Origin of the sequence: Bacillus sp. NPDC077027, from assembly GCF_050269555.1 — a bacterium.
GTDB lineage: Bacteria > Bacillota > Bacilli > Bacillales > Bacillaceae > Bacillus.
Genome location: NZ_JBNNIO010000002.1, coordinates 367,772 through 387,015, shown reverse-complemented (window position 1 = coordinate 387,015; position 19,244 = coordinate 367,772). Strand labels below are relative to the sequence as shown.

The window sequence follows — 19,244 nt, the reverse complement described above, 5'->3', positions numbered from 1 at the left end:
CGTTTTTTTAACGTTGGGATTGTTTTAAGAATAGATGAGATGTAGCAGTTTGCTGATTCGGTTTCATTCCATAGCTGTCTCTCACAATATAGAGTGGACGATCCTTTGCCTCATCGTAAATTCTACCAATATATTCTCCAATCATCCCAAGCATAAAGAGAATGATGCCGCTGAAGAAGAGCTGAATGACAATTAAGGAGCTCCATCCTGTTATCGTACTGTCTGTAAATAACTTTAGATACAAGACAATGAACATGGAAACAAATCCGATTGCAGATAGAATAATCCCTGCAAAACTCGCTAATTTTAAAGGTTTATAGGAAAAGGAAGTCAATCCGTCCATCGAAAGCTTCAACATTTTTTTTAGTGGATATTTTGTTTCTCCTGCTAGTCGTTCATCACGCACGTATTCCACAGCAGTTTGTTTAAAACCAATCCAGCTCACCAAACCGCGGACAAATGGATTTTTCTCTTGAATCTTTCTCATTTCATTGCAAACCTTGCGATCAATGAGTCTGAAATCTCCAGTGTCAATTGGAATATCGACCTCGGTCATTTTACGAAGGACACGATAGAACATTGCAGCGGTTTGTTTTTTGAAAAAGGTCTCACCCTTCCTATGTGTACGAACAGCATAAACGACCTCGAAGCCTTCTTTCCATTTTTCAATCATTTCTAAAATTAACTCAGGTGGGTCTTGCAAATCTGCGTCAATGACGATGACTGCATTGCCCCTTGCATAGTCCATTCCAGCTGTAATTGCAATTTGATGTCCAAAGTTCCGAGAGAAATCAATCAATTTAACACTTGGATCTTGCTGGCAATAGCCTTTGATCATTTCTGAGGTTCGATCTTTACTGCCGTCATTGACGAAGAGAAGCTCGTAGGCTTCTCCCGTCGAATCCATGACGGTCTTTAATCGTTGATATGATTCATGAATCACAAGTTCTTCATTATATACTGGAACTACGATTGAGTATTGTGGTGTTTTTTCCATCATTTTTCTCCTCCCCATGTTTATTCAACGGAAAGTTCATAAAGTGTGCCGTTTTCCATTCCGCCCATTATGCCACCTAATTGCCCACTGCTAGAGCTGACAGATTTTTTTTCAGATGTTGTAGATGATGAAGAAGTTGTCTGCCATTTAGAAGAAGAAACTTTTTTTCCGTTTTCTTGAATCCAGTTCAGTATGTCAGAGCTGCCGACTCTCATACCGGAGACATAGAAGTATTTGAGTTTCCCTTCTTTGACCAGTTGTTTAAATTCACTAAGTATTAAGATCGAATCAGAACCGCTGAATCCGCCCAATGCCATGACGGCCTTGCCGGTTTTAATAATATATGGGGCAGCCGATGTCGCATCAGTTGTGCCAAACAGAAATTCTTCGCCTGTATTATTTTTCTCAAGGAAACTGATCAGCTTCTTATTCGCTTCAGAACTCATGATGCCACTTGATGTTGCAAGCTGTGGTCCTGCTTCTGGAAGCATGCTATTTCCACCATATAGAAATGGCGTGCTTGCCCAGTAAAGAGGAACAATTAACATCCCTAAGATGGCGACGAGTGAGAACATCTTTCTTAGCTTTTCTTTACCTTTCAGTACAAGGAGTGCAATGACAGAGCCCACTCCGATGACACCGACTGCAATACTCCAGCCATAGCCAATCGTGCTTGTGTACGTGCTAAGAATGAAAATTTCAAATGTAGTTGTTGCCAAAATGGCAATTGGAAGTAACCATTTCTTAAAGCCTGTTTCTGTTTTAAACATGCTAGTCATCGCTACCCAGCCTACTCCTGCTAACACAGCGATTGGCGGCGCAAGCATAATTAAGTAATAGTGATGGAAAAACCCTGCAACACTGAAGAATGCTGCGACCGGTACTAGCCATGCCAGCCAGAAAACCGTTTCTTTTTGTTTCGTGCTCAGTCTTCTTCTTTCAAAAGCACTTGAAAGGAAAATGCCGATTGCACCAAAGATAGCAAATGGAAGGAGCCAGCTAATTTGATCTGAAAGCTCGGACTGGAAAAGTCGTAAAGGACCTGCTGTACCAGTACCAAACATACCGGAGTCATTACCCATTTTTCCGACACCACTTGGTGGACCATCTCCTCCGTTTCCACCAACATTACCAGAAGGCATCTCAGGCGGTGTCATTCCATTAGCGTTACCCGAAGGACCTTCCATCGAAGGTTGCTGCTGATTGGCAGAGTTGCTTGAGCTATTGTTATTGGAATCAGTTGGTGGCTGTGGCATAGAATTTGAATCATTGCCGTTTTGCTGGTCATCCTGCTGATTCGATGATTCATTTTGTGATGGTGGTTGACCTTGTTCTTTGCCTTCGTCTGGGCCGTTGCCCATGCCGTCCCCGCCGAATGATTGTTGGCCAGTCAATCGCTGAATCCCGTTATAACCAAAGGCAAGCTCTAAGGCGGAGTTTGTTTGACTGGACCCCATGTATGGGCGATTTTCTTTTGAGATGCTATCAACGGCAAAAGACCATGAGGCTGAAACGCCTAAAAGAACGATCATTGAGATGACCAAAGAGATTAGCTTCTTTTTCCATGTCGTTCTGTAGGCAATGATATAAAAAAGAACGAGCGCAGGAACGATCATATATGCCTGTAGCATTTTTGTGTTAAACCCGACGCCAACCATTGCAAAGGAGGCAATCGCCCACAGGACCTTTTGTTGTTTGACAGCCTTGAACATCATCCACGTTGCGAGCAAGAGAATAAAGACAAGTAAACTATCAATGTTATTCGTACGAGCCACCGCAACAACAATAGGGGTACAAGCCATGATAAGCGCGGCTAACCTAGCTGCTACCTTACCAAAAGTCGGTTTCACAAGGATGTAAATAAGGAAAACAGATCCAATGCCAGCAAGTGCTTGTGGCAAGATGACACTCCATCCATGTAAACCAAAGATTTTTGCGCTGATGGTTTGTAGCCAAAATGTAAGAGGTGGCTTGTCAACTGTGACATAGCCTGCTGGGTCAAATGCAGCAAAGAAGAAATTATGCCAGCTTTGCATCATACTTTTGACCGCTGCTGTGTAATAAGCGTTAACAGTATCATCTTTCCAAATGTTATAAAGATTTAAAATGGCTGATAATAAAAGAATGAAAATGAGATAGATATCTATTTTCTTAAATCTTTGTTTCAAAAGAAAATCACTCCTTTTCTTAACTTGAAAAAAGTGTAACAAGCAAATGTGAATAAATTATTAATAAAAAAAGGCAATTCTTTTATTTTTGGAAAAGTCTCTGCACAAGGGAGAAAGGTACAAAAAAACGGCTTCTCTTTGTAAAGAGAGCCGTAATCAAGAAGCGGTCGTATTTCTTGTTTTATAAAGGAGATAGATAAAGTACGGCGCTCCTACTGCTGCAGTAAACACACCAGCAGGTACTTCAATAGGAGCGAAGAGTGTACGTCCGATTAGATCGGCCACCATGACCAATATGCCTCCAAGTAAAGCAGACACAGGAAGAAGTGCACCAAAAGAAGATCCAGCAAGTCTTCTCGCCATATGGGGAGCCATTAATCCAACAAACCCAATGGTTCCTGCAACTGAAACCGCACAACCAGTTAATGCAGTGCTCAGTAATAACAAGAGGAAACGGTTTTTCTGCACCGCACTGCCGGCGCCCGTAGCTACATCCTCCCCCAATGCTTGAATGTTCATATGCTGACTCATCAGTAAACAAATGAACAAAAGAATAAGAGCGATCGGAAGCATCAGGTGAAATTGATTCCAGTTTGTTCCATATACAGACCCAGTAATAAATACATTTGCTTGTGAAGCGCGGTATATCGGTCCTTTGATCATCAAAAGAGTGGTCATAGCCTGCGTAAACATAGAAAAACCAATTCCGATAATGATCAAGCGAAAAGTAGAAGCTCCATGTTGATAAGCTAGTACATATACGATCAAGCCAACGATAGATGCACCAATAAACGCCGCTACAGGTAACCATGAAAGACTAACAGAAAGTGTAGAGCTTTTATCAGCAAATAGCATGTAAAAGAGAACAACACCACAGGATGCACCACCTGTAACGCCAATAACATCTGGCGAAGCGAGTGGATTCCGAATCAATCCTTCAAGAATAGCACCAGCAGATGCAAGACAAATCCCTGCAATAAAAGCAACCAAGATACGTGGCCTGCGAAATGACATAATGATCATCTGATCAAGTGGTGTTCCATAGCCAATCATGGTTTTTGCCGCAGTAATTGGATCAATCAATTTATTCCCAATGCCTGCACTCAATAAAATGGTAACAATAGCAAACAAGCAGAGAAAAAGAATGACGAGTGCTTCTTTTTTTCCAGTGAGAAAGGAGATACGACCATGGGCAAGCCGAACTGCTTTATACTTTTTCACGAATGAAGCCCCCTTCTAGCGATGTAGACAAAGATCGGCAGTCCAATAATCGCTGTCATCACACCGACAGGAACTTCTTCAGGCATCATAATATAACGAGCCCCAATATCTGCAATGACAAGGAGAATCGCTCCCATGAAAGCAGAATAAGGTAAAGTCCAACGATGATCATTTCCCCCTATGAATCTCGCAAAATGAGGGAGAACAGCAAATGTGCCTGAAAGCCCTAAAAGAGTGGTCATTTTGACAAACGAAGGAACGGAGGCATTACTTTCTTTAGGAGTGACTCCTGTAGGGGCTGTCCAATCTTGGGAAGGTGATCCGTGGTACGATTACATAAAAGATGAAATGAAAGATGTCAAAGACGTAGGCTTAGAAACGGAGCCCAATGTGGAGGCTATTGCAGCGCTAAATCCAGACTTAATCATTGGAAACAAAGTAAGACAAGAAAAGATTTATGACCAGTTAGATGAAATAGCTCCAACAGTATTTGCTGAAAAGTTATCTGGAAATTGGAAAGAAAATCTACAATTGTATGCGAAAACAGTAAACAAAGAAGAGGCAGGCAAGCAGCTCATTGCTGATTTCGATAAACGTATCGCTTCAATCAGCAATGAACTGGGAGATCAAAAGGATAAAAAAGTATCAGTTGTGCGTTTCTTAGCTGGTCAGTCTAGAATTTATTTCACGGATTCCTTCCCAGGCATCATTTTAAGTGACTTAGGCTTTAAGCATCCTGAAAATCAAGAAAAACTTTTTAGTAAACAAAAAGATCAATTTATGTTTGCGACAGATAGTAAAGAAAATATTCCTGACATGGATGGAGATGTTCTTTTCTACTTTACGTACACAGCAGATGAAAATAAAGAAAATATTGAATGGAAAAATGAATGGACTAGTGATCCACTGTGGAAAAATCTAAAAGCCGTTAAATCAGGTAATGCACATGAAGTAGACGACATTGTTTGGACAACAGCCGGCGGAATTAAAGCAGCAAATATGCTGTTAGATGACATCGAAACATACTTTTTGAAAAAATAAAGAAACGCCTAACAACTCAAGAAAAAGACGCTAGGAATGCTGCCTTGAATGAATAAGGCAGCTTTTTGAATGGTAGAAAGCGTTTTGTATTAGTCGCCTTTATTAAAGATTTGCAGGTAATATGATTTTTGCAGTAGTTCCTTCACTTTCTTTAGATAGTAGTTCGAAAGACCCACCGTGTTTTTTAATGATTTGAAAGACTATAGCAAGCCCTAAGCCAGATCCTCCATCTTTTCTAGTTCTTGCTTTGTTCACACGATAAAACCGTTCTGCGACGTGAGGAAGGTCCTCTTTCGGAATTCCTTCTCCTTCATCAATAATAAGGAGCTCTACTTTATTTTGTTTCACGGTTAAATGGACTGAAATGGTTTTGCCTGAGGGTGTATATTGAAGTGCATTGTCTAATAGATTTCTTACAACTTGATGAAGCCGATCACTATCCCCATAAATAATACAGTCTTCCTCTAGGTTTCGCTTGAGTGTTATGCCTTTTTGAGTGGCAATCAGATCAAAAGGATCAAGCACGTCGTGAATAAGTTGAGCGAAAACTATTGGCTCTGTTGTGAGTGGATATGAATCACCTTCAAGCTGGGCAAGATCAAGAAGGTCATGAACGAGACGACTCAAACGAGTGGATTCATCTTGAATGATTCTCATCCCTTTTTTCTGTTCAATGACGCCTTCTTCGATTCCTTCTGCATATCCTTTCATATAGCTTAAAGGAGTTCTCAGCTCATGAGAAACATTCGCTAGGAACTCCCTGCGCTGATGTTCCACCTTTTCCAGAGTAGAGGAAAGTTTATTGAAAGAACGGCTTAACTGATTCAATTCATCTCCATTCTTTGTCACGGACATTCGCTTTGAAAAGTCTCCTGATTCCATTTCGATAGCGATTTCTTTCATCTTATTAATAGTCGTCACCACTTTATTGGAGCTTTTATAACCAACTAGGAAAATAAGTAGTAAAATCAATAAAATAGACAGACCGAGCGTTAATCGGATTTGAACAAAAGGCTCATAGACATCTGAAAGTGGCATTGAAAGAAAAATAGTACCAGACAAATCATTGTTATTTGAAAAAACAGGAATGGCAATTCCGAGAATATCTTGATGAAACTGAGGATGTTCCCTAATTAATACAACTGTTTTTCCTTGAAGTAGTTTTTGTCGTTCTTTAAACGTGATGAGATTATCATTTGTATTCGTATCAAAAGGAATCCCACTTGAAAGCTCCATCGGATCGTCAGTAAATAAAATATTTGCTTGGCTTGAATCGTTTGCCCACGAGACTCTATTAGTAAAATAGGCATCTGTCCCATGCTTATGATATACTTCAGCCAGCTTTTCACCTTGTAATGTCAAGGTGTCAATTTGCTTATCGATATATAAGTGCTGATATAAATAATAAGTAAGAACAAGAGCAGAAGCTGCGACAATACTGATGACCGCGAGTATTAAAAAAAGTATTTTATTTTTAATAGATAGCGGCTTCATGCGATTTCCTCAAATTTATAGCCAACGCCCCAAACGGTTTTAATATAACGGTCTGCTGATTTTAATTTAAGCCTTAGCGTTTTAATATGAGTATCTACTGTTCTCAATGATCCATGTGAAGAATGTGAATCCCATAATTTTTGATAAAGCTGTTCACGGGAAAAGACCTGTCCTGGATTTGTTAGTAAAAACATGAGTAAATCAAACTCTCTCCTCGTTAGATTGACGGGTTCGTTATTTAGGTAAACTTGTCTTCCATCTTTATCAACTTCAATTTCGCCAACTTGCATACGGGTGCGCTTTAAAGAGAGTCCCTTGATTCTGCGTAAAGTTGTTTCAATACGTGCAGATAGCTCTCGTAGACTAAAAGGCTTCATGATATAGTCATCTGCACCAATTTCGAGTCCTTTTATTCGATCCTCTTCATGACTTCTAGCCGTCAAAAACAGAATTGGGATTTCTGTAAACTTTCTCATTTCTTTACATACTTCAAAACCATCCATATTTGGCATCATAATATCTAGAACAACAAGATCAATGGGCTCTTTCCTTAAAATCCCCAGTGCATCAGGGCCGTTACTGGCAACAGATGTCCCAAAGCCCTGTTTCTTTAAAAATGAACGAATCAGTTCGAGCATATCTAACTCGTCATCTACTATTAAAATATGCATCTTTTCTTTCATTTCTTTTCCTCCAACACAATTGCATAAGGTCCAGATGGGACATGCAGTCTGTTTTTAATCATCATAGACTTTTTGTCGATCACAGCAACAGAATTGTCATCTAAATTACTGACATATATAGAAGTGGTTCCGGCTGTTACATAATTAGGGTTTTGTCCTGTTTCAACAGAACCGAGCAGTTTGCCTGTTTCCGTATTTACTTTATATAGTACATGGTCTCCATGACACAATACGTAAAGAACAGAGGAATCCTTTTCTGCAAAGAATGCTACAGGCATGACGCCTAATTTTATTTCTTTTTGGCGTTCTCCCGTGTCTGGATCGTAAGCAAATATACTTTTATTTAAGGTGCCTGTTCTGCCATGACCACCCACCCAAATAGAATGTCCATCGTAATGAATACCTGAGGGGCGATCGAGCACGGAAATCGTACGAACTGTTTTTGCTTTGGTTGTATCTATAATTGAAACTGTGTTGCTCTCAGCATTTAAAACAAACAATTCACCTGATGGAGAAAAAACCATTGAAGAGGGGAGCTTTCCTGTTTTAACCGTTGTTTTCACCTTTTTTTTCTTCATATCGATAAAATGAATCAGGTTTTCCTCTGAATCAGCAACAAATAAAGTATGTGAAGCTGGATCGTATGCTAGAGAAGTAAGTCCTCTATGCACCTCCATATATTGTGTAGATGTTCCCTTATTTAAATCAATTTCAATTAGTGATTCATCCTCTTTACTTGTTGCAATTATTTGGTTGCTGTTTATTTGAATAAGATCTGTCAGTGGGTGTTTTAGATCAATAGAAGATAAAAGCTTGTTCTTATGAAGATCGACAATTGAAAAGGATGCTTTTTTCAATTGGGAGATAACAGCTATTGATTGAGAGCTGCTAGGTGGTGTGAATTGGTGATTGTATTGACAGCCTGTGACAAAAAACAACAGAGCTAATATACATATCACGTAATATTTGAAACGCTTCATTCGTCTGCTCCTTTGCGTCCTTTATTTTAAAAAAAGCATACCATAAAATTGTGAAAAAAAATCGAAGTTATCACTACGTGAAGGATTCAAAATCTCTTTTTGTAAGCGTAAATGAAAAGAAACTTTAAGTGAAAGCTATTTTTTGATATGTATTTTTGATAAGTGTACCCATTAAGATGTTATTTTTAAGATTTGCATGTAGAAAGTTTTACAGCTATAGTGGTCAAAAATTGATGGAGAATGAGAGAAGAGAACAAGCCCTCCGCTTTGAAATAAGAATTTCGGAGCGAAAGGCTTGCATTAAGCAGAGTGCTCAGTTGACTGATTCAAAGCATCTTTTTTTAAACGCATAGATAAGAATAGGCCAACAATTCCAGCACTCATTAAAATAATAAACAAGGTGTGATACCCGCTGATTAAGCCAATTAATGTAGAAGAGGTAATACTGCCAAAATATCTAAAGGTCGAAAATATACCTGACGCTGAGCCAGACATACTTTGATCGACGGATGTTAACGATGCCATCTGCATGCTAGTCATGCCAATCCCAGAGGAAATTCCTCCAGCAATCAAAACCACTACTAGAAAAGGAACAGAAGGGTACGCACTTAAAAGAATGAGCATCACACCAGACAATGTAAGAAAAAAGAATGAGCAACTAATCATTTTTTTTGCGCCTTGTTTCGGATGAAGTCGTGCACCAATCAGTCCACTAATAGACATGCAAAGTGAAAAGATTGAAAGGATCATTCCGCTTTGTGTAGTTGTCAGTGCTAATTGTTTTTCCATAAACAATGGCATGATCAGAAGAATTGCGTACATGACAAAGTTGCTAAGCATGATGGACAGGTTGGCATTTGTAAACGTTCGGTTTTTAAACAGTGACATATCTATTATTGGATTGTTTGTTTTAAGCTCATGTCTAAAAAAGAGTGGAGTGATGATGAGGGCTAATACACCATATAATGTATACTCTTGAAGCCCTTGGCTTTTGCTTAACAAAATAATAGCTGTAATTCCGATTGTTAAATAGATTGAACCTAGTATATCAACCGTCGCTTTTCGAGTTGGATGTTCCATTTTAGGTATTAAGAACAATCCAGTCACGAGTGTGATGATTAAAAAAGGTATGTTAACTAGAAAAATAGAATGCCAATCGAAAGATTGAATTAAAATAGAGCCGATTAATGGTCCAAGAGCAGCGCCTATTCCTGCACCAAAGCCAAAATAACCCATGGTTTTAGATAATTTCTTTTCAGATACAGCATATCGAATGACTGCGATACTGTTTGGTGTAAGAACAGCTCCACCTGCTGCTTGAATAGATCGAGATACAATTAGAACAGCTAGATTTGGAGCGAAGGCGCATCCGATGGATCCAATGAGGAACAAAGTCACCCCGAATAAATACATTTTACGGTGGCCATATATATCACCTAATTTACCGGCAATTGGTTGGGTAACCGCCATGATGATGAGATAAATGGTTACGACCCATGTGATATCTGTCAGTGATTTTTCATAATAGGTAGACATTGAAGAAAGTGCGACAGCAATCATTGTTGAGTTAATCGGAACTAATATAGCGCCCAACAATAAGGACAAAATAATTAGGTTTTCTTTTTTCATACTCAATATTTTTGCTCACCTCTGTGAAAAAAGAAGAATTTCTCCCGTTATGTGGGGGAAATTCCTCTCATAAAGATTTGTGTGCATTGCTCAATTAAATCGTCTTTGTTTGTTAATACCAAACGTATGTCTTTTTCAAGCTGTTGAACAAAATAGCCGAAGTACGTACTGATGAAAATATCTGCATAGATGTCTTCATGTCCTTTTAATACGATGTTTTTCTCGCTCATTGTTTTGAAATACTGTATCAGCATTTCTCGCAGTTCTTGCGGGTATATTTTTTCATGATTGGTTAAATCTTTAAACATCTCTGGTTCTCTTAGGCTGATAAAGATGAACTCTTTTTTTGAAGTTAAATCTTCAAGTATACATGTCCCAAGATATTTTAGATCATGATATAAATCGCTCTTGAATTCAGCCGCTATGGTAGTTGTCGGTTTGGACTTCATTGACATAATGGCAACTACGATGCCTCGTTTATTTTTGAAGTTACGAAAAATAGTAGCTTCACTCACATTTGCTTTTGCTGCAATCTCTTTTGTCGTTGTTTTTTGATAGCCCTTTTCAGAAATCAGGTCCATAGTGGCACTGACGATTCGTTGACTGGTAGATTTCAACAAGTATACTCACCTCGTATCATGAATGTGTTAGCGTCAAAGTAAGTATACAGATAAAATCTATGACAGCCAATAAGAGCCAAAAGGACATTATTCTGTCAAAGGATAACGCTCCATGATTTGAATACGCCCGTTTGTGCCATCCACTGTCACAATGTCCCCTGTTTGTAGTTTCGATGTGGCGACTCTTGTGCCTAACACTGCTGGAATCATATATTCTCGTGCGATGATAGCTGAGTGAGATAAAATGCTACCTGCATCTGTAATAACGGCTTTAGCATCTCTAAAAAGACTCGTCCAAATAGGTGTTGTCGTTTTACAAACTAATATGTCATCCTTTTTAAACTCAGAAAATTCATCAGCACTTTGAATGACCTTTACCTGTCCTGAAACGATCCCACTTGAAGATCCCACACCATAGATGACGTCATCAGTATTATTTTCATGTTCTTCCAAAGAACCTAGCATTTTTTCGACTTGCTGCATCTGTTCTTCAGTCGGGGAACCAGTATATGTTGGGGGCTGAATAAGTTCATTTTCCGCCATTTCTTCTTTTCTTAAATCTACTATTGATTGATACTTTGTCGATGTTGTTAGTGCGTTTTGAACCTCATCATCATATAAGTACCAAATATCCTCTTTATTATTGATGGCTTGTTTTTGATTTAGAATCTCTCCAATTTTCAACAAATACAGTCTTGCTTTAGCATCAAGCATGGCATCAATGTAAAAATGATGATCATCTCTTACGTTTGCCGCCCGTAATGCAAACTGATATAATTCATCAAATTTTGATTTAAACTGATCGTCTTCAATGCTACTTATCATTTGCTGATAAATCTCTTTTCTTTTTTCGACCGCACGTTCAAACTCTTTGTCAAAGTTACTATTGTGTTGGATATTGTTTTTAATAATATCTAGCACGAAGGTTGGATTTTCAAACCATGTTTCTTCAATAAAGTCATGGCTTCTGACAGATCGCCAGCCAAAAGTATTTAAAAATTCTTGAAGTTTGACTAAAAATGCTATTCCTCTGTCCGATTGCCTTAACGTAGAAAGGAGTTCTTCATTAGATTGACTATTTGTAAAAGCGAATAACAGCTCTGTATCTTGTCTTGCCTCCTGTGATAAGTAATCGAGTTCTTTGTCTGTTTCAAGTGATTTGTTCATCTTCCCAATTAGCATTTCATGAAGCTTCATGATAACTTTTGGGTCGCCGGTATAGGTCAATAACATGTCTTCAAGCACTGCTGATAATATCATTTGTGGCACAACAATATCAAAATGATCATCATAGGCTTGGATGTAAAAAGCCTTTAATTCTTCAAAGCCTTTTATTGCTTCCTCGACTGATAGAGGTTGGTTTATTTTCTCATCTAACGATTTGTAAAAAGGGAAAAAGTTTTTTTCTAAAATCTGATACATTCGCTCACTAATAAGAGGCAATGTTTCAATGATAGAAGGATCGATGACGGATTCGTTTGCAGTTTCCATTTCATTATGAGCGGGAGAAGCAAAAATGTGCCCACTATAAAGTTTAATATTTCTGATGTTTAAATCCGCAACCTTGTATTTCTCTGCATTTCTTCTCATCCCTATCTTCAAAGCAGGAATGATGAAGCTTGAGAACAGAGGGCTTGTTGGACCTGGCATATGGTCATCCATTGATATCCAAAAATCTTGAAGTTCTTCGGGACGAAGGTGAAAATCTCTTGTATCATTTCCGGTATGTTTACCGATGGAAGTAATGGGCCTTGCTTGAAGTAAATAAAACTCACCATCCGAAATGCCGAACTCTAAATCAATTCCATGTCCATATAATTCTTCGGTCTGTTTTGTGATTTCTGCAATTTCTAATAGTTTTTCATCATGAAGACAATATTGGTTTGCTAGTGTAGTTGAAATTGGTTGTTTTAGAACACCTTCCTCGTGTGGCACCATTTGAATTTCTTTTGTGCCAAGTTTTTTTTCAATAGTGAAGTTATGTTTATCAATAATAAAAGTATCAGGTGTCACCATACCTGAGACAATTGCTTCACCTAAACCGTAGCTTGCGGTAATCATGATTTGATTTGTGTTTCCAGAAACAGGATGTTGACTGAATATGACACCTGATACATCTGAGTGAATCAAGCCTTGAACGACAACTGCCATAAGTGGGGGGCTGTCTTCGAATTCAGTCATCTTTTCTTTATAATGATTTACTCTGGCTGCGAAATAGGATGACCAGCATTCTTTTACACGAAGCAAAAATTCTTCATCTGTTTTGATATTCAAATATGTTTCGTATTGTCCAGCAAATGATGCGCCTTCAAGATCCTCTGCAACGGATGATGAACGAACGGCAACTGACGGATACGATTCAATCAATGTCCGAAGCGATGCCAGCAGTTCTTCTTGCATTTGTTGAGGAAATTGGCCTTCTTTGATTTTTTGAACCAGGTTCTCTTCATTAGGATGCAACTCGTTATATGTGAGAAAGTTTGCGAAACTTGAAGTTGTGATAATGAATCCATCCGGTACAGGTAGACCACTATTGTTTAATTTAATGAGGTTAACGCCTTTTGCACCTGCTAGTGTTGCTGATTCTTCAGCTTCACTGAATAAAACTGAATACATGGGAATGCCCCCTTATCCAAATAGCCAATGTTTTTCATCTATTTTTTTAAAAAATGATAGTGCGCACTATCATTCTCAATGATAGGGTTATTTGGTTGTAAATGTCAAAGTCGGAAAGACCCATCTTTTAAAAGGGGACATTTACACTATGTGGGATATTTTTCAGTAGAAAAACACTTGTATATCATACTGTTGCTGGCAGGCTATAAAGAAAATCGTAAGAAATTGTATACTGTGAATTGTTCATTATGCCAATCTTTACTATAATCAAGGGAGTAGATCATAGTAGAGGGAGGGTTTTTGTGATTACAAAAGCCATATTTGCACTCGTTTTTCCTTTCCTGCTTGTTGTATTATTTTCAAAGGTTACCTACAATCACTATGTCGGCATTGCTTTAACAGCAGCGCTTTTATTTGCCTCTTATATGAAGGGCTATACAGAGACGTATTTCATAGTTGGTCTGGATATTATTTCTTTGGTTGCTGGAGCATTGTACATGGCGAAAAAAGAAATTGAAAAAAGAGAAAGAGCAGAAAAGAATCAATGATTTTTATTTTCATAAGACTGAGGCGTGCTTACCGATATGAATTGGGTGAGAGGCTTTCTTTTTTTTGTAAAACAGGACAATATACTGCACTCACTTTGTTTAAAACAACAGTGGGTGCAGTTTTTTATTTACAAGACTATTATGAATCAAGGTTTCACATCGAATATCTCAACTCAGATTGTCCCATACTGAAAAGAAGGTTTTTCCTAAGAACTTTATACCAATGTAGAAGAGGTTATCTGATATGAGGTATAGGGTATAACATCACTGGAAATTAAAATGACACGAACTTTAGTTCGTATTTTTGTGTTCTTTTATGATAATATATTCAATAGAAAGATTTCGTAACGAAACGGAGGCTTTTATGTGAGTGACCGCTTTGAATTAGTTTCTAACTATAAGCCACAAGGGGATCAGCCAAAAGCGATTGTAGAGCTTGTAGAAGGCATTCGGCAAGGCAAGCAGCATCAAACATTGTTAGGTGCTACAGGTACAGGGAAGACGTTTACTGTATCGAATTTGATTCAGGAAGTGAACAAACCGACGCTTGTCATTGCACACAACAAAACGCTTGCTGGACAGCTATACAGTGAGTTCAAGGATTTTTTCCCGAACAATGCTGTTGAATATTTTGTAAGCTACTATGACTATTATCAGCCTGAGGCATATGTTCCTCAAACGGATACATTTATTGAAAAGGATGCAAGCATTAATGATGAGATAGACAAGCTAAGACATTCAGCGACGTCCTCTTTATTTGAACGAAAAGATGTCATCATTATTGCGAGTGTTTCCTGTATTTATGGATTAGGTTCTCCAGAGGAGTACCGAGAGCTCGTGCTTTCTTTACGTACAGAAATGGAAATTGAACGAAATCAGTTACTCCGCAAACTTGTCGACATTCAGTATTCTCGTAATGATATAGATTTTCAGCGAGGAACTTTCCGAGTCCGAGGAGATGTTGTTGAAATATTCCCTGCTTCACGAGACGAGCATTGTATTAGAGTGGAGTTTTTCGGTGATGAAATCGAACGCATTCGTGAAGTAGATGCATTAACTGGTGAAATTCTTGGAGAAAGAGATCATGTGGCCATTTTCCCAGCATCCCATTTCGTTACAAGAGAAGAAAAAATGGAAAAAGCCATTATCAATATTGAACAAGAGTTAGAGGAACAGCTTGAAAAGCTTCGTGAAAATGGAAAGCTTCTTGAAGCACAGCGTCTCGAACAGCGAACAAGGTATGATCTTGAGATGATGAGAGAAATGGGTTTTTGCTCTGGTATCGAAAACTATTCAAGACATCTCACGTTAAGACCTGCTGGTTCAACACCTTACACACTGCTAGATTATTTTCCGGATGATTTTATGATTGTTGTAGATGAGTCCCATGTGACACTTCCGCAAATTCGCGGGATGTATAATGGTGACCAAGCAAGGAAGCAAGTGTTAGTTGATCATGGGTTCCGTTTGCCGTCTGCACTTGATAACAGACCGTTAACATTTGATGAGTTTGAAAAGCACATTAATCACATTGTTCATGTTTCTGCAACGCCTGGTCCTTATGAGCTTGAGCATACACCTGAAGTCGTTGAACAAATTATTCGCCCAACCGGCTTGCTTGATCCGATCATTGAGGTGCGACCGATAGAAGGACAAATTGATGATTTAATCGGTGAAATCAATGCACGTGTAGAAAAGAATGAACGTGTGCTTGTAACCACATTAACAAAGAAAATGTCCGAGGATTTGACTGATTACTTAAAAGAAATAGGCATAAAGGTCAATTATCTTCATTCTGAAATTAAGACCCTAGAGCGAATTGAAATTATTCGTGATCTGCGTCTTGGGAAATTTGATGTTCTTATTGGGATCAACTTACTGCGTGAAGGATTAGATATTCCAGAGGTTTCGCTTGTTGCCATTTTAGATGCGGATAAAGAAGGATTTCTTCGTTCGGAGCGCTCGCTTATTCAGACCATTGGTCGTGCGGCGAGGAATGCTGAAGGCCGAGTGATTATGTATGCTGATCGTATGACGAAATCGATGGATATTGCCATCAATGAGACGAAACGTCGTCGTGAACAGCAGGAAGCGTATAACGTGAAGTATGGGATTACACCACAAACCATTAATAAGAAAATACGGGATGTCATTAAAGCTACAACTGTCCTTGAAGATACAGAAGAGTACGAAACAAACGCAACACCAAAGCTATCGAAAATGACCAAAAAAGAACGAGAAAAAGTGATCAAACAAATGGAACAAGAAATGAAAGAAGCAGCAAAAGCGCTTGATTTTGAAAAAGCAGCTGAACTAAGAGATCTATTGCTAGAGCTAAAAGCGGAAGGATGATTGCCTGATGGCTATGGAACGAATAGAGGTGAAAGGTGCGAGAGCACATAACCTTAAAAATATTGATGTTGATATCCCGCGAGATCAGCTTGTTGTCATCACGGGACTGTCTGGTTCTGGAAAATCTTCACTTGCCTTTGATACGATTTATGCAGAAGGACAGCGTCGTTACGTTGAATCTTTGTCTGCCTATGCACGCCAGTTTCTTGGACAGATGGATAAACCGGATGTTGATGCAATTGAAGGGTTATCTCCAGCGATCAGTATTGATCAGAAAACAACAAGTCGTAACCCCAGATCAACAGTAGGAACGGTCACGGAAATTTATGATTATCTACGTCTGCTTTATGCAAGGATCGGTAAACCGATTTGTCCCATTCACGGCATTGAAATCACTTCCCAAACCATTGAACAGATGACAGATCGCATTTTAGAATATCCAGAAAAAACAAAGCTGCAAGTCCTTGCACCAGTTGTATCTGGGCGCAAAGGTACACATGTGAAAATCATTGACCAAATCAGACAACAAGGCTATGTTCGCATGCGTGTTGATGGAGAAATGGTGGACCTTTCTGAAGAAATAGAGCTTGAAAAGAATAAAAAGCATTCAATAGAAGTGGTAATTGATCGTATCGTTGTGAAGGAAGGGATCACTGCAAGGCTATCTGATTCTTTAGAAGCAGCACTGCGCCTTGGAGAAGGCAGAGTCATGATTGATATGATCGGACAAGAAGAGCTTTTATTCAGTGAACATCATGCGTGCCCACATTGTGGGTTTTCAATTGGCGAGCTTGAACCGAGAATGTTCTCTTTTAACAGTCCATTCGGCGCTTGTCCTAGCTGCGATGGTCTAGGGGCTAAGCTTGAGGTTGATCCTGAGCTTGTCATCCCGAATAAAGAATTGACGCTTCGTCAGCATGCGATCGCACCATGGGAGCCGCAAAGCTCTCAATACTATCCACTGCTATTAGAGGCGGTTTGCACTCATTATGGTATTGATATGGATATTCCGGTAAAGGACATTCCCTCACATTTATTCGATAAAATTTTATATGGCAGTGGTTCTGAACTGATTTATTTTAAATATGAAAATGACTTTGGCCAAGTTCGAGAAAATGAAATTGAGTTTGAAGGGGTCCTTCGCAATATCGAAAGACGCTATAAAGAAACAAGCTCTGACTACATTCGTGAACAAATGGAAAAATATATGGCGAATCAGCCCTGCCCAACTTGTAAGGGGTATCGTCTAAAAAAAGAAACGCTTGCTGTATTAATCAATGGAAAACATATCAGTGAGATGACAGATTTATCTGTATCAGATGCACTTGACTTTTATCAAAAGATTGAGCTGTCTGAGAAAGATATGCAGATTGCTCAGCTTATTCTTCGTGAAATCAAAGAGCGATTGACCTTTTTGAACAATGTAGGACTGGACTACCTGACATTAAGCCGATCTGCGGGTACGCTTTCTGGTGGAGAAGCGCAGCGTATTCGTCTTGCAACGCAAATTGGCTCAAGGCTAACAGGAGTTCTATATATATTAGATGAGCCATCAATCGGTCTACATCAACGGGACAATGATCGTTTGATTGATACGTTAAAAAATATGCGAGATATTGGAAATACACTCATTGTGGTTGAGCATGATGAGGATACGATGCTTGCTGCTGACTATTTAATTGATATTGGACCTGGTGCCGGTGTTCATGGTGGACAAGTGATTGCGGCTGGGACTCCTGAAGAAGTGATGAAGAACTCTAAATCTCTGACGGGTCAATATTTGTCAGGAGAAAAATTCATTCCGCTTCCGGTTGAAAGACGTAAACCAGACGGACGTTTTATCGAGATCAAAGGTGCAAAAGAAAACAATTTGAAAAACGTCAACACAACGTTTCCTTTAGGCGTATTTACTGCGGTAACTGGCGTTTCTGGTTCAGGGAAAAGTACACTCGTTAACGAAATTTTACTTAAATCACTTGCGCAAAAATTACATCGCTCTAAAGCGAAGCCCGGTAAGCATAGAGAAATCAAAGGAATGGATTATTTAGATAAGGTCATTGATATTGATCAATCACCTATTGGGCGGACACCTCGCTCCAATCCAGCCACATATACAGGAGTCTTTGACGATGTCAGAGATGTATTTGCGCAAACGAATGAAGCAAAAGTGAGAGGCTATAAAAAGGGCAGATTTAGCTTCAATGTAAAAGGTGGACGATGTGAGGCTTGCCGCGGAGATGGCATTATCAAAATTGAAATGCATTTCCTTCCAGATGTGTATGTACCATGTGAAATATGTCATGGCAAACGCTATAATCGTGAAACACTTGAAGTGACCTATAAAGGGAAAAATATTGCAGATGTCCTTGAAATGACTGTGGAGGATGCTGTGCAATTTTTCGAGAACATCCCAAAAATCAAACGTAAGCTTCAAACCATTTATGATGTTGGATTGGGCTATATTACGCTAGGTCAGCCTGCTACAACACTTTCAGGTGGAGAAGCGCAACGTGTCAAATTGGCATCTGAACTGCATCGCCGCTCAAATGGAAGATCACTTTACATTTTAGATGAGCCGACAACGGGCCTGCATGTGGATGATATCGCCCGACTATTGAAGGTACTTCAGCGCCTTGTCGAAAATGGGGATACGGTGCTTGTGATTGAACATAATCTTGATATTATTAAAGCAGCCGATTATTTAATTGATCTTGGACCAGAAGGTGGTGCTGGAGGTGGAATGATCATCGCCTCTGGAACACCTGAACAAATTGTTCATGAGGAAGCATCATATACTGGAAAATATTTAAAGCCTATTTTGAAAAGAGACCGTGAAAGAATGAAACAGTTATTGAAAGAAACGGAAAAAGTCACATAATGAAATGAACATGACCC

The 19,244-nt window shown here is 39.0% G+C and carries 12 protein-coding genes and 2 pseudogenes; 4 read left to right on the top strand and 10 right to left on the bottom strand.

Features of this window, described 5'->3' with window-relative positions:
* Positions 1 to 7: 7 nt before the first annotated feature.
* The 4 genes and pseudogenes from ACQKEZ_RS07555 to ACQKEZ_RS07540 form a co-directional block, all read right to left on the bottom strand.
* On the bottom strand, positions 8 to 997 hold the full coding sequence (locus ACQKEZ_RS07555) for a glycosyltransferase family 2 protein (RefSeq protein ID WP_427300509.1): 990 nt from the start codon (positions 995 to 997) through the stop codon (positions 8 to 10).
* Positions 998 to 1,017: 20 nt separating this feature from the next.
* Positions 1,018 to 3,165 (bottom strand): ArnT family glycosyltransferase, encoded by a 2,148-nt coding sequence (locus tag ACQKEZ_RS07550; RefSeq protein WP_427299694.1) that lies wholly within the window; start codon positions 3,163 to 3,165, stop codon positions 1,018 to 1,020.
* A gap of 156 nt (positions 3,166 to 3,321) precedes the next feature.
* The gene (locus ACQKEZ_RS07545) at positions 3,322 to 4,386 is read right to left on the bottom strand and encodes a FecCD family ABC transporter permease (RefSeq protein ID WP_427299693.1); all 1,065 of its coding nucleotides are present in this window, start codon (positions 4,384 to 4,386) and stop codon (positions 3,322 to 3,324) included.
* Positions 4,383 to 4,592: pseudogene (locus tag ACQKEZ_RS07540) on the bottom strand (iron chelate uptake ABC transporter family permease subunit); the annotation flags it as partial. The pseudogene ACQKEZ_RS07540 and the gene ACQKEZ_RS07545, both read right to left, overlap by 4 nt.
* A 10-nt stretch (positions 4,593 to 4,602) precedes the next feature.
* Between ACQKEZ_RS07540 and ACQKEZ_RS07535 the strand changes: the two are divergent.
* Positions 4,603 to 5,427, top strand: a pseudogene (locus ACQKEZ_RS07535) (ABC transporter substrate-binding protein); the annotation flags it as partial.
* Between the two features lie 102 nt (positions 5,428 to 5,529).
* Here the strand turns inward: ACQKEZ_RS07535 and ACQKEZ_RS07530 are convergent.
* The 6 genes from ACQKEZ_RS07530 to ACQKEZ_RS07505 form a co-directional block, all read right to left on the bottom strand.
* Entirely contained in the window at positions 5,530 to 6,921 is a 1,392-nt protein-coding gene (locus tag ACQKEZ_RS07530; protein WP_427299692.1) for a HAMP domain-containing sensor histidine kinase, read from the bottom strand.
* Positions 6,918 to 7,604 carry a response regulator transcription factor gene (locus ACQKEZ_RS07525; RefSeq protein ID WP_427299691.1) on the bottom strand — a complete coding sequence of 229 codons (687 nt, stop codon included), beginning with the start codon at positions 7,602 to 7,604 and terminating at the stop codon, positions 6,918 to 6,920. Before ACQKEZ_RS07525 ends, ACQKEZ_RS07530 begins: the two co-directional genes overlap by 4 nt.
* Complete coding sequence (locus ACQKEZ_RS07520; protein WP_427299690.1) at positions 7,601 to 8,584, bottom strand: YncE family protein; 984 nt, start codon at positions 8,582 to 8,584, stop codon at positions 7,601 to 7,603. The genes ACQKEZ_RS07525 and ACQKEZ_RS07520 overlap by 4 nt, the downstream gene beginning before the upstream one ends.
* Before the next feature lie 300 nt (positions 8,585 to 8,884).
* Positions 8,885 to 10,219, bottom strand: a complete 1,335-nt coding sequence (locus ACQKEZ_RS07515; protein ID WP_427299689.1) for an MFS transporter — start codon at positions 10,217 to 10,219, stop codon at positions 8,885 to 8,887.
* Positions 10,220 to 10,260: 41 nt separating this feature from the next.
* Complete coding sequence (locus ACQKEZ_RS07510) at positions 10,261 to 10,833, bottom strand: TetR/AcrR family transcriptional regulator (RefSeq protein WP_427299688.1); 573 nt, start codon at positions 10,831 to 10,833, stop codon at positions 10,261 to 10,263.
* Positions 10,834 to 10,920: 87 nt separating this feature from the next.
* Entirely contained in the window at positions 10,921 to 13,449 is a 2,529-nt protein-coding gene (locus ACQKEZ_RS07505) for a PEP/pyruvate-binding domain-containing protein (RefSeq protein ID WP_427299687.1), read from the bottom strand.
* 302 nt (positions 13,450 to 13,751) lie between these two features.
* Here ACQKEZ_RS07505 and ACQKEZ_RS07500 point away from each other — a divergent pair, with 302 nt between their 5' ends.
* From ACQKEZ_RS07500 to uvrA, 3 genes are all read left to right on the top strand, one after another.
* The gene (locus tag ACQKEZ_RS07500) at positions 13,752 to 13,997 is read left to right on the top strand and encodes a CsbA family protein (protein WP_427299686.1); all 246 of its coding nucleotides are present in this window, start codon (positions 13,752 to 13,754) and stop codon (positions 13,995 to 13,997) included.
* Positions 13,998 to 14,363: 366 nt separating this feature from the next.
* The gene (gene uvrB / locus ACQKEZ_RS07495; RefSeq protein WP_427299685.1) at positions 14,364 to 16,349 is read left to right on the top strand and encodes an excinuclease ABC subunit UvrB; all 1,986 of its coding nucleotides are present in this window, start codon (positions 14,364 to 14,366) and stop codon (positions 16,347 to 16,349) included.
* Positions 16,350 to 16,356: 7 nt separating this feature from the next.
* Positions 16,357 to 19,227 (top strand): excinuclease ABC subunit UvrA, encoded by a 2,871-nt coding sequence (uvrA, locus tag ACQKEZ_RS07490; RefSeq protein ID WP_427299684.1) that lies wholly within the window; start codon positions 16,357 to 16,359, stop codon positions 19,225 to 19,227.
* Positions 19,228 to 19,244 lie beyond the last annotated feature (17 nt).